Genomic DNA, 11,849 nt, shown 5'->3' with positions numbered 1-11,849 from the left:
TCAAGGAGCCCCTTTTTTTCGACCGAGTATCGAGTCTGGGTGTTACAAGGGTCAGCGCAACCCTTCGTGCTGAGCCACGGTCGTCGGCTCGCAGCCCCACAGCTCCAGCAGAAAATCACCTTCCCTGTGTTCCACCAACCGGTGCATGCCCAATTCCGCGTGCAACTGTTCGTGTACCTGAATGGCTGTCTGCGGCGCCCCTTCGATGCTCGCCAGCCAATGACAGGCAACCACCTGGCCACCCGGATTCAGGCAATGACGAGCTTTCTCGATGACCTGGCTCAGGTCGGCGCGACTCAGGTAGTAACCCAGTTCATTGAGCACGATGAGGTCGAAGCGTTCGCCTGGCCAATCGGCGGGCAGGGCAGCCTGTCGTGCCTGGGCATGGGCAATGTCGTGCAGGCGCGCTTGGGTCAGGCCTACCGCACGGGTGTTCATGTCGCAGCTGAGCAAGGAGTCGCAGCGTGCGGCCAGTGCCAGGCTGGTCTCGCCGTTGGCACAGCCGGGCTCGAAAATCGCGCCATAGCGCTCCTGCGGCAGGCAGGCGAGCAGCAATGCTCGCTTGCGCCGTTCGTACCAGCGATGCCGCATGGCCCAGGGGTCGTCGTTGCCCTCGTAGAGTTTGTCGAAATACTGGTTGTCGACGCTTTGTCCGCTCATAGAAAAACCACCTCGAACGGCTGCAGCAGCCGCTCCAGCACATAGGGTGGAAGCACAGGCGCCAGGCCTATCTGCGGATCGCCTTCCAGCTGGCTGGCGAAGGCATGCACCGCATGGCTCTTGCGTGCCACTGTGACCTTGTCCAGCGGCAGTTTGCGCGCGCGCCCCCAGGGTATCCGATCATCTTCGGGTTGTGCCCAGTGCCAGGTCCAGATCGGCAATTCATGATGGCTCGCGCCAGCAGCCGCGGCGGCCGTTGCTCCCGCTCGGCCTACCGCCTCATGGTCGGTGTGGCCATCGTTGCACCAAGTGCTGAACACCACATCGGTGGGTTTCAGGTAGCGCTGGATGAACTGGGTCAGCCGCTGTTCTTCGCGAGCCACACCGCTGTCGGCAAAGCCCCCTCGAATCCACTGCAGGCTGTGCAGCGGCAGGCCCAGTCGGTGCAGCGCCTCGGCGCTCTCTTGCGGGCGCACGGCACTGAGGCGTTCGGCCGGCCAGGTCTGCGAGCCTGGATGGCTCGCGCTGCCGTCAGTGACGGAGATGATCAGGATCTGCCGGTCCAGGCCCGCCAGCAATTGCAGCAGCCCACCGCAACCAAGCACCTCGTCATCTGGATGTGGAGCAATGATCACCGCCCGCGAGCCGGCCGGCACCAATGTCTGCGCGTCGATCAACGGCAGTTCGGCCAGGTGCCGCGAGCCGCGCCAGGCCTGCAGGGGCGTACCCTGGCCTACGATAGGGTTGTCTTTCATAAACTCCAGGTCCGCGTCGTGGGGGCGCCGAGCAATTGCCCCAGCGCGGCGAGATCGCGCTCGGCATGGCTCTGTCGCAGGTACACCGGCAGATCGGCGATCAGCCGGGCAAAATGTGGATCCTTGCAGTACGGGCCGGCGCCCAAGGCGCGGCCGACATGGCTGATGACGGTGTCGGCGGTGTGTTCAGCCACCGCGCGGCAAAGTCGCGCCGAATGCTCGAAATGGCCATCGGGCTGCAGGTCGGCGGCACTGGCGGCCTGGCGCAGCACAGCGATGCAGGCACCGAGTGCCCGGTCCACTGCGCCCAGGTGCGCCAGTGCATGAGGTTCGGGCCGAGCATGGCAGTGCTGCGCCAGATAGCGTCCAAGCTCACGGGCAGCACCGAACCAGCACGCGGCGATGCCGATGCCGCCTAGCCAGAAACCGGGCCGATTGAGGTAGCTTCCCGCAGTTCCGACGTACCAGCCCTCGGCGTTCTCCAGCAGGATCTCGACGCTGCCGGTGTTGGCCATGCCCACGGCGTTCCAGCCGTCATCGGTGACGCACAGATTGGCTTGGTCCATCGGCACGGCGACCAGTTGTTGCTGGCCATCGTCATCCCAGGCCGTGAGCAGGCCATGGGTGACCACGCTGGCGCCCGAGCACCAGGCCTTGCGGCCGCTGAGCAGCACGCGGTCACCTTCCTGGCGAACCATCACCCGTGCCTGCGGCGGCTCCGAGGCCCAAGTGCCCCAGATCGAGCCCTCGGGCGCGGGATCGGCGCCCAGTTCCTGCATGATGGCCAAGGCGTCAGTGTGGCCTTCGTACAATTTACACAGGCCCAGGTCATGCCCGGCCACCGCGGCCAGGCACTGCCAGCGCTGCAAGGTGTCGCCACCGGCAGGCAACGGCAGGCTGTCCAGGCCCGAGGCACACAGCCGCCGCAGTTCCTTGCCCAGTGCCGCGGTGTCGGCGTAGCCCTGCGCCGGCCAGGTCAAAGCCTCGGTCAGGGTCGGTTTCATTCTTCGACATCCCGGTGCAGTTCGAACATCAGCATCGAGCGAGCGGTCACCTGGAATTCGCTGCCGAATTCCAGACGCTCGTGCTCACCCAGATCCGGACGGTTGGTGTCGATTCGGCAGTTCCAGTATTCACCTTCCGGTACTTCGGGAAGGGTGAAGTTGACGACGTCATGGTGGGCATTGACGATCAGCAGCAGGGTAGCGTCGGCGCCCGGTTTGCGAATACCACTGGGTTGCGCGCGGCCGTCGAGCATCATTCCCAGGCAGCGGCCATGGGCGTCTTCCCATTGCTCGGCGGTCATCTCGTTGCCCAACGGGTCAAGCCAGGTCACGTCCTTGACGCCGATGGCTTCATTGTACTCGCCCACCAGAAAGCGATTACGGCGCAGGATCGGGTAGCTGTTGCGCAGCTTGATCAGGCGTTTGACGAAACGCAGCAGGCCCTTGCCGTCTTCGTCGAGCTCCCAGTTGACCCAGCCGATCTCGCTGTCCTGGCAGTAGGCATTGTTGTTGCCACCCTGGGTGCGAGAGAACTCGTCGCCGGCGACGATCATCGGTGTACCTTGGGAGAACAGCAACGTGGTGAAGAAGTTGCGCATCTGGCGCAGGCGCAGTTCGATGATTTCCGGATCGTCACTGGGGCCTTCGACACCATGGTTCCAGGAGACGTTGTTGCTGGTGCCGTCCTGGTTGTCTTCTTCGTTGTCTTCGTTGTGCTTGTCGTTGTACGACACCAGGTCGCGCAGGGTGAAGCCATCATGCGCGGTGATGAAGTTCACCGATGAATAGGGCCGGCGACCGCGCTGGTTGAACATGTCGCCCGAGCCGGTCATGCGCGCGGCGAAGTCGGCAAGCTGGCCGTCGTCACCTTTCCAGAACGCCCGTACGGTGTCGCGGAAGCGATCGTTCCATTCGGCCCAGCCCGGTGCGAAGCCGCCCACCTGATAACCACCGGGGCCACAGTCCCACGGCTCGGCGATCAGTTTCACCGAGCGCAGCACCGGGTCCTGGCGACAGGCGACGAGAAAACTGTGACGTTCCGAAAAGCCGTCGTGGTAGCGGCCGAGGATGGTTGCCAGGTCGAAGCGGAAGCCGTCGACGTGCATTTCCGAGGCCCAGTAGCGCAGCGAGTCGGTGACCATCTGCAACACGCAGGGGTGGCTCAGGTCCAGCGTGTTGCCGGTGCCTGAGTCGTTGATGTAATAGCGCTTGTTCTCGGGCATCAGGCGATAGTAGGAGGCGTTGTCGATGCCGCGCATCGACAGCGTCGGGCCCTGCTCGTTACCTTCGGCGGTGTGGTTGTAGACCACGTCGAGAATGACTTCCAGGCCGGCGTCGTGCAGGTGCGCGATCATCTCCTTGAATTCGGCGATCTTGCCGCTGGCGATATAACGCGAATGCGGCGCGAAAAACGCGATGCTGTTGTAGCCCCAGTAATTGTTCAGGCCTTTCTGCAACAGGTGCTGGTCGTTGACGAAGCCATGGATCGGCAGCAGCTCGATCGACGTCACCCCGAGGTTCTTCAGATGGTCGACGACTTCCGGCACGGCCAGGCCGGCGAAGGTCCCGCGCAGGGACTCCGGCACGGCAGGGTGCTGCATGGTCAGGCCGCGCACATGGGCTTCATAGAAGATGGTCTTGTCCCACGGCACACTGACGCGATGGTCGCGGCCCCAGGTGTAGGCCGGGTCGATGACTTTGCTCTTTGGCACGAAGGGGGCGCTGTCGCGTTCGTCGAAACTGAGGTCACCATCGGGATGGCCGATGGTATAGCCGAAGAGGGCCTCGGACCACTTGAGCTCGCCCACCAGCTGCTTGGCGTAGGGGTCGATCAGCAACTTGTTGGGGTTGAAGCGGTGACCGTTCTCGGGGTCATAGGGGCCATGCACACGGTAGCCGTAGATCAGCCCTGGATGGGCGTCGGGCAAGTAGCCGTGGTAGATCTCGTCGGTGTACTCGGGCAACTCGATGCGCTCGATTTCCTCTTCGCCACTGGCATCGAAGATGCAGAGTTCGACCTTTGTGGCATTGGCGGAAAACAGCGCGAAGTTCACACCCAGACCGGTCCAGGTGGCGCCAAGCGGGAAGGGCAGGCCTTCGCGAATACGCGACGGTTCGGTCGGTTCTGGCGCGGGTGCAGCTTTCTTGTGCGGACTCATGGTCGATCCTTGCTCTTGGTTTGCACGCATACAGCGCAGGCAGATGTCATAGCATCGTCGGTGTCTTCAGAGTCGGGGGTGTCGAGGCAGGCAACGGGTCAGTGAACGCGCCGTCCGGGTGACGGACACGTGAAGTTCGGTAACTGCAGTCATCCAGCCCTGAGGCTGGACCGACGCAAAAGGGGCCCGCGTGCCAGGTAGGAGGGGTACGCGGGCGGGTGTCACTTTGCAGCAGGCTTCTTCGGCGCCCGCGGCTTTTTCGGTGCCGGTGGCTTGGCATCACCATCAACCTTGGCGGCCGGCTCTACAGCTGCGGCGGCCGAGTCGGCAGCCTTGCCTGGGGCCTTGGGTTTGGCGGCGGGGCCTTCGCCAGCTGGCTTGGGCTTGGGCTGAGCGGCTGCCTTCGGCTTGGCGGGCGCCTTGCCTTTGGCCGGCTTGGAAGGCGCCAGAGCTTCGGCTTCGGCCAGCTTGCGTGCCATCTCCCAATGGCGCTCGTCCTGTCCTTCGGGCTGACCTTCGGATTCCCAGATCTGATAGGCGAATTCGCGGACTCGTTTATCGTCGGCACTCATTTCAACGCTCCTTATTACAGCTCACTTTGTAGGAAGAGATTGACGGGAAACTCTTTCAGCGCAGTGCTCACCAACAATTCCTTCTCTGCTGTGACTGCGTGGTCGGAGAAAAGTCCCTTCAATGTAGCCCCGGATTGCACCGATGGCAAAACGACACGGGTGTCGCCCCAGGCGCTGGCCTCGATCAATGGCGTCTGCGTGTCGCCCAAAAGGCCGCTGGCCAGGCGTGGCACGATGACAACCGCCGTTGCGCCATCCAATACGCGAGCGAATGCGTGAATGCGCTCGGCATGCACGCCCTGGACGTCGAGCTTCTGATAGCTGCCGTCACGGAACAGCGCCGGGTGCGCGGCACGGGCTTGCAGCGTGCGCTGGATCATGGCCTGCTTGATGCGACCATCATGCCAGTTCTGCAGCAACTCGCTGACCGCAGGGCGTGCGTCCAACGAGCGCTCGCGCGCAGCATAGTCCACAGGACGACGGTTGTCCGGATCGACCAGGCTGAAATCCCAGTACTCGGCGCCCTGGTACAGATCGGGGATGCCAGGCACGGTCATGCGCAGCAGGGTCTGCACCAGGCTGTCCAACGCACCGCTGGGCGCAATGGTGCGGCTGGCGGCGGCAATGGCATCGCGCAGCGGACGACCTTGCTCGCTCAACAGCAACTGCTCGAGGAAATCACGGCAGGCCTTCTCGTAGGCTTCGTTCGGCGCACTCCAGCTGCTGATCAGCTTGGCTTCGCGCAACGCCTTTTGCTGCCATTGGTACAGGCGCTCGGCGTAGGCGGTCAGGCCTTCGACGTCGTCGCTGCGCAACTCCAGCGGCCAGCTGCCCAGCAGGGCCTGGTACAGCATCAGTTCGTCGCCACCGCTTGGTGCGTGGCCGTCGCCGAAGGCACTGCGCAGGGGCGCAGCCAGCTCCAGCCATCGCTGCACTTGCTCGACGTACCAAGGTGCGCGCTCGCTGAGCACGGCCAGACGCGTACGGGTGTCTTCGCCACGCTTGTGGTCGTGAGTAGCGGTGGCCAGCAGATTGTCAGGGAAATTTTCGAGGCGCTGCTGGCAGGCCTGGTCGAACCCCTCCGGGGTACCGGCGAACAGTTCGGTTTCGAAACCGACGTCGTTGCGCGAAAGCAGCACGGCGGAGCGGTAGAAGGCGGTGTCTTCGACAGCCTTGGCGGCCGCTGGCGATGTCAGTTGCTGGAAGCGCACGCAGGCATGGCGAATCAGTTTGCGTCGACGTCCGATAGGCAAGGCACGCCAGCGTTCGCCACCCAGCCAGCGCTGCAGGTAATCGAGGACCGGCCAATCGGCTTCGCCCAAGGTACCGCGTGCCCCGTCCATGGCCTTCTGGAAGAAGGCTTCGTCTTCAGCCGGACGTCCGCACGGGTTGATATAGGTACGGTACACCGGGAAGTGCACGATCAGTTCCTGCAGAGCCCGACGGATCGCGCCCAGGGTCAGGTCGCGGCTCATCAGGTCGCCGCGTGCCACCTGCAGCAAGGCCTGGGCCACAGATTCGAAATCGCCCGCGAGCGAGCCGTTGAGCACCAGATTGCGGGCTACGTGGGCTTCTTCGATAAACTCGCTGGGACGTCCGCTGACGCGGCTCCACAGCTCGCCCAGTGGCTGCTCGCCAGCAGGATCGTGTTGCAGCAACGATACCTGGTTCATGAACTCGTAGCCGGTGGTGCCATCGACTTGCCAGTCACGGTGCAGGGTTTCGCCTGCGCCCAGAATCTTCTCGACGTAGATCGGTACATGGTCGATGCGCGCGGACTCGGGGCGCTGCTGCAACAGGGCATTGACCCGACGTCGCAGTTTGCGCGAGTAGCCCCGTGGGTCCGCCAGTCCGTCGATGTGGTCGATACGCAAGCCATCCACCAGACCTGCGCCGATCAGTTCGAAGATCTTCGCATGAGTCGCTTCGAACACCGCCGGACGCTCGACACGCAGGCCGCCCAGCTCGTTGACGTCGAAGAAGCGCCGCCAGTTGATGTCGTCACCGGCGGTGCGCCAGCTGGCCAATCGATAGGACTGCCGCTCCAGCAGCTCGTGCAGTCGCTTGAAGCCTTCCTCGCTGGTAGCGTCGAACTGGGCCAGGGAAGCCTGGATGGCATCGCCCAGACCGCCACTGGCGGCGCGGGTCGCCAGGTCGGCTTGCAATGCGCGCGCCTCGCCGTACGCATCGTCGCTGCCATGCAGGTTGGCGAAGCGCGCGCCCAGCTCGCTGATCGGCGCATTGCCGGACGCAGCCAGAATGTGCGGATAGTCGATGGGGCAGATCGGGAAGCGATGCTCGTAGTGCTCAACGAAAAAGCTGCCTTGTTCGGCGTCGAACTTGAGCACCAGCTCGCCAGCTTGCAGGGCGGCGCCATAGTCACTGCCCAGAAACGGCAGCAGCAGCTGGCCTTCGAGCAACGGGTCGGGCGAGTGCCACTGAATGTCGAAGAACTCCGAATACGGGCTGCGACGCCCCCACTCGAGCAGATCGAGCCACCACGGGTTGTGCGCACCCCCCACGGCCATGTGGTTGGACACGATGTCCAGGATGAAACCCATGTCGTGCTCGCGCAGCGCTGCGATCAGCCGCTCCAGCGCGGGCTGGCCACCCAGTTCGGGGTTGACCTGGGTAGGGTCGACGACGTCGTAGCCGTGCATCGAGCCCGGGCGGGCTTTGAGAATGGGAGACGCGTACACATGGCTGATGCCGAGCCGGGAAAAATACGGCACCAGGCGAGCGGCATCATCCAGGGTGAAATCCTTGTGCAACTGCAGCCGAACGCTGGCCGTCATTTTTTTCATCGGTAACGCTCACTGGCTTGTTGGCGGGCGCAGGCCAGCAGCTCTAGGCGTCTGGCAGCGTCTTCATCGTCGAGAAGATTCTGGGCATGGGCGCTGTAGCGGCGGCGCCAATTGGGATGGCTGTCTATGGTGCCCGGGAGGTTTGCCTGTTCTTCGATACCCAAGGCATCGTCGATCGGCAGCAATACCAGCGGAGCAGGGGTCTGGCCAAGGAAGCGGGTGCTGGCATCGATGATCGCGTCGATATCGTCGACGCAGTTCACCTGGCTCTGCTGCAGCTCGTGCGCGAGTACCTGGCGCAATGCGCGACGCTCGTGTTCGCGGGTTTCGCGCCAGTGTTTCTCTGTCGGTTCGTCGATCAGCTCGAGGTCGCGATTCCAGTCGATGTCACGTCCGCGCCACCAACCATTGAGGGTCGGCAGATCGTGGGTGGTCGAAGTGGCCAAGGCATTGTCCGGCCACGCCTGATTCTCGATGAATACGCCGTCGTTCTGTTCGAACAAAAGGACGCGCATCCCCAGCATCTGCCTGGCCGCGAGCTTCTCACGCAGGCCATCGGGCACCGTGCCGAGGTCTTCGCCCAGAACTACCGCCTGGTGACGATGGGATTCAAGCGCGAGCAGGCGCAACATGTCGTCGATGGGAAATTGCAGGTAGGCGCCTTCCCCGGGCTTGGCGTCGGCTGGAATCAGCCACAGGCGTTGCAGGCCCATGATGTGGTCGATGCGCAAGCCACCGGCGTGGGCGAAGTTGGCCCGCAGCATCTCGATGAATGCGCGAAAGCCATTGCGTTGCAGACCCTCGGGGGAGAATGCCGAGATGCCCCAGCTTTGCCCCGAGCGATTCAGAATGTCGGGTGGGGCGCCCACGGTCAGGTCGGCGAGCAACTCGTCCTGACGGCTCCAGGCCTGGCTGCCGGCACCGTCGGCACCCACGGCGAGGTCGGCGATCAGACCGATCTTCATGCCGCTGCTGCGCGCCGCTTGTTGCACTTTGGCCAGACAGCGGTCGATCAGCCACTGACAGAACGCGTGAAAGGCGATCTCATCGCCATTGGCTGCCGCGAACTCGGCCACGGCAGTACCGCGAGGGTCGTGCCACTGCTGGGGCCACTGGCGCCAGTCCAGGCTTTCGCCACGAGCCTTGAAGTCGGCCTGCAGCGCTTCGTAGCGGCAGTGATTCTCCAGCGCTTCGCCACCGGTGTGACGGAACGCGCTGAAATCCGCATTAAGGGGATGTTCTGTCTGGCAAAAGCTGTCGTAGAGGGCGCGCAGCAGGCGCTGTTTGGCGCCGGCAGCCGCCGGCCAATCGACCAGCGGCAGGGCTTCCAGGGCCTGCAGGGTATCGCTCAACCCGGACGTTTCGATGGCGGTGCGCACGGCATCCTCACCGAGCACTGCGGCAGGCGCGGCGTACAAGCTGTTGAGAAACAGTCGGCTCGAAGGCGAGTAGGGGCTGTAGCGGGTGTTGTCGCTGCTGCTCATGGCGTGCATGGGGCTGATCGCCAAGGCATCGGCGCCACGTTCGCCGGCGCTGCGCACCAGCGTCTCCAGCGCTTGAGTATCGCCGAAGCCGCCATCCCCGCCACGACGCACGGCGTACAGTTGAACACCCAACCCCCAGGCGTGGGCCGCGTCCTGGCCATAGGCGTCAGCGACGCTGTAGCAGCGTGAGGGCGCCACGGCCAGGGTAAAATGCTGCTGTTCGATGTGCACGTCCTGGTAGCCGACAGGCAACAGGCCCGGGAGAGCGCCGTGCTTGTCCAGGCTCACGGACAGCGTGCTGCCGTCCTCCAGATGGACTTCGCAGGCCGTACCCGGCTCGAAGAACCGGGCAAGGTCGAGTGGCTCACCGTGTTCGACCGTCAACAACGGGGGCAGGCGATGCGACTGCGCCGTCTTGCGCAACTCATCCAGGCTCTGCTCGACCTCCTGCACCGAATCGGCGGGATGACCCAGGCCATGCAGCACCTTGCGCAGCACGCTGTCGGCGACGGTTTGTGGCCTGCCGTTGGCGTCGGTCCAGTCGACGGCAATGCCGGCGTGCTTGGCGAGGTCATGAAGTTGGCGTTGTTCAGTCATGCCGCTGTCTCCGAGGCACCCGCCGGAGTCAAGCTGACCAGAGCGGTGAAGGCAGGCAGTCCTTGAGTCAGTGCAGCGGTGGTATCGTTCTGTGGCCGGCTGTCGAACAGCAGGTGTTCGGTCTGCAGTTGCACCGGCACGGTCGCTTCGCTCAGGTTCAGGTCGATACGCAACACGCTGCCATCGCCCATACGCCATTTTGCCGTTACCGCCTTGTCGGCCAGCACCTGGGCACCCAGTGACTGGGCGCCGTCCAGGCGTGGGACGATCTCGTCACGACGCAAGGCCAGCAACTGCCGGTACAACTGCACCCAGGCGCCGTCCTGGCGGAACTGGAATTCGGCGAAGTCCGGCCGCGATGCTTCGAAGGTACTGGCCGCGTTGGGATCGGGAATCTTCGCGCGGGTTGCTTCATTGGCAAAAGCGTCGAACGCGGCGAACTCGGCGCGACGTCCTTCACGGACCGCTTCGGCCAATTCGCCGTGATGATCGGTGAAGAACAGGAACGGCTCGTCGGCCGCCCACTCGTCACCCATGAACAGCATGGGAATCATCGGCGACAGCAACAGCAGGGCGGTGGCGGCGCGCAGGGCTGGCTCGCTGCACAGCAGACTCAGGCGCTCGCCCATGGCACGGTTGCCGATCTGGTCATGGTTCTGCAGAAACAGCACGAAGGCCGTGGGCGGCAGATGACCGCTCGGCTCGCCACGCGATTCGCCTTTCTGATTGGTATCGCCCTGATAGATGAAACCCTGACTCAGGCAGCGCGCCAGCTTTTCGGTCGACTGTTCGCTGAAGTCGGCGTAGTACGCCTCGTCTTCGCCCGTCAGCAGTGCGTGCAGTACGTTATGACCGTCGTCGTTCCACTGCGCATCGTAGCCTTGCTCGAGCAGATGAGCCTGATTGTGCTCGTTCTCCAGCATCAACCAGACGTGTCGATCGGCGCCGACCTGCTCGCGCAGGGTGGTGGCCATCTCCTGCAGGAAGGTCGGGTCCTGAATGGCATGCACGGCGTCGAAACGCAGGCCGTCGAAACGGTATTCGAGCAGCCACATGGCCGCGTTATCGATGAAGAAGCTTCTGACCTCGTCGCGACGGAAGTCGATGGCATCGCCCCAAGGGGTGTGCTTGTCGTGACGGAAAAAACCCTTGGCGTAACGGCCCAGGTAATTGCCGTCCGGACCGAAGTGGTTATAGACCACATCGAGGATCACCATCAGACCATGGCCGTGAGCGCAGTCGATCAGATGCTTGAGTTGTTCAGGTGTGCCGTACGAAGCTTCCGGGGCATACGGCAGCACGCCGTCGTACCCCCAGTTGCGTTCGCCGGGAAATTCGGCGATGGGCATCAACTCGATCGCGGTGACGCCCAGGGCTGCCAGGCGTGCCAGGTGAGACTCGACACCGGCGTAGCCGCCCAGCGCACCCACATGCAGCTCATAGATGACCGCCTGCGACCATGGTCGGCCCAGCCAGCTGGTGTTCTGCCAGCTATAGGCCAGTGGATCGACCACGATGCTGGGGGAGTGCACATCGTCCTGCTGGGCGCGGGACGCGGGATCGGGCACCGCCATCTCGCCATCGATATCGAAACGGTAAGCGGTACCCGCCGGGCATTTGTGCTCGAGCGTGAACCAGCCATCGTTGCCGGCGACCATGGGCAGCGACTCGGCGTCGGCGATCTGCAACCCTACCGAAAAAGCGTCCGGTGCCCACAGTGCAAAATGGGTGAGCCCGGAGTCCTGCATTACCGCACCGTGGGACCAGGTTTCAGTTTTCCGTGAAGGCATCGATGAAACCTCTTCCATTATTGA

General features: G+C 63.6%; 8 protein-coding genes. All 8 read right to left on the bottom strand.

The window, feature by feature from the left end:
• Window positions 1–51 precede the first annotated feature (51 nt).
• Window positions 52–660, bottom strand: coding sequence for a class I SAM-dependent methyltransferase (locus IFT57_RS12865; RefSeq protein ID WP_122796993.1), 609 nt, complete (start codon window positions 658–660; stop codon window positions 52–54).
• Window positions 657–1,415: a PIG-L deacetylase family protein gene (locus IFT57_RS12860; RefSeq protein ID WP_192151644.1), complete on the bottom strand. Its 759-nt coding sequence runs from the start codon at window positions 1,413–1,415 to the stop codon at window positions 657–659. Before IFT57_RS12860 ends, IFT57_RS12865 begins: the two co-directional genes overlap by 4 nt.
• On the bottom strand, window positions 1,412–2,419 hold the full coding sequence (locus tag IFT57_RS12855) for an acyl-CoA dehydrogenase family protein (RefSeq protein WP_192151643.1): 1,008 nt from the start codon (window positions 2,417–2,419) through the stop codon (window positions 1,412–1,414). Before IFT57_RS12855 ends, IFT57_RS12860 begins: the two co-directional genes overlap by 4 nt.
• Complete coding sequence (gene glgX, locus IFT57_RS12850) at window positions 2,416–4,578, bottom strand: glycogen debranching protein GlgX (protein ID WP_192151642.1); 2,163 nt, start codon at window positions 4,576–4,578, stop codon at window positions 2,416–2,418. Before glgX ends, IFT57_RS12855 begins: the two co-directional genes overlap by 4 nt.
• Window positions 4,579–4,799: 221 nt before the next feature.
• Window positions 4,800–5,150, bottom strand: a complete 351-nt coding sequence (locus tag IFT57_RS12845) for a DUF2934 domain-containing protein (RefSeq protein ID WP_192151641.1) — start codon at window positions 5,148–5,150, stop codon at window positions 4,800–4,802.
• Between the two features lie 14 nt (window positions 5,151–5,164).
• A complete protein-coding gene (locus tag IFT57_RS12840) occupies window positions 5,165–7,954 on the bottom strand; it encodes a malto-oligosyltrehalose synthase (RefSeq protein WP_192151640.1) in 2,790 nt (929 codons plus the stop codon).
• Window positions 7,951–10,035 (bottom strand): 4-alpha-glucanotransferase, encoded by a 2,085-nt coding sequence (malQ, locus tag IFT57_RS12835; RefSeq protein WP_192151639.1) that lies wholly within the window; start codon window positions 10,033–10,035, stop codon window positions 7,951–7,953. Before malQ ends, IFT57_RS12840 begins: the two co-directional genes overlap by 4 nt.
• Window positions 10,032–11,825 carry a malto-oligosyltrehalose trehalohydrolase gene (treZ, locus tag IFT57_RS12830; protein WP_192151638.1) on the bottom strand — a complete coding sequence of 598 codons (1,794 nt, stop codon included), beginning with the start codon at window positions 11,823–11,825 and terminating at the stop codon, window positions 10,032–10,034. Before treZ ends, malQ begins: the two co-directional genes overlap by 4 nt.
• Between the last annotated feature and the right edge of the window lie 24 nt (window positions 11,826–11,849).

Origin of the sequence: Pseudomonas sp. CFBP 13719, from assembly GCF_014842095.1 — a bacterium.
Taxonomy (GTDB): domain Bacteria; phylum Pseudomonadota; class Gammaproteobacteria; order Pseudomonadales; family Pseudomonadaceae; genus Aquipseudomonas.
Note: the sequence above shows the minus strand (reverse complement) of the source record. Positions and strands in the feature narration are given on the sequence as shown.

What these genes read in the sequence shown, in the direction of transcription:
- malQ (WP_192151639.1), bottom strand. Translation starts at nt 10,035, where the DNA reads ATGACTGAACAACGCCAACTTCATGACCTCGCCAAGCACGCCGGCATT.
- IFT57_RS12865 (WP_122796993.1), bottom strand. Translation starts at nt 660, where the DNA reads ATGAGCGGACAAAGCGTCGACAACCAGTATTTCGACAAACTCTACGAG.
- IFT57_RS12845 (WP_192151641.1), bottom strand. Translation starts at nt 5,150, where the DNA reads ATGAGTGCCGACGATAAACGAGTCCGCGAATTCGCCTATCAGATCTGG.
- IFT57_RS12855 (WP_192151643.1), bottom strand. Translation starts at nt 2,419, where the DNA reads ATGAAACCGACCCTGACCGAGGCTTTGACCTGGCCGGCGCAGGGCTAC.
- IFT57_RS12840 (WP_192151640.1), bottom strand. Translation starts at nt 7,954, where the DNA reads ATGAAAAAAATGACGGCCAGCGTTCGGCTGCAGTTGCACAAGGATTTC.
- glgX (WP_192151642.1), bottom strand. Translation starts at nt 4,578, where the DNA reads ATGAGTCCGCACAAGAAAGCTGCACCCGCGCCAGAACCGACCGAACCG.
- IFT57_RS12860 (WP_192151644.1), bottom strand. Translation starts at nt 1,415, where the DNA reads ATGAAAGACAACCCTATCGTAGGCCAGGGTACGCCCCTGCAGGCCTGG.
- treZ (WP_192151638.1), bottom strand. Translation starts at nt 11,825, where the DNA reads ATGCCTTCACGGAAAACTGAAACCTGGTCCCACGGTGCGGTAATGCAG.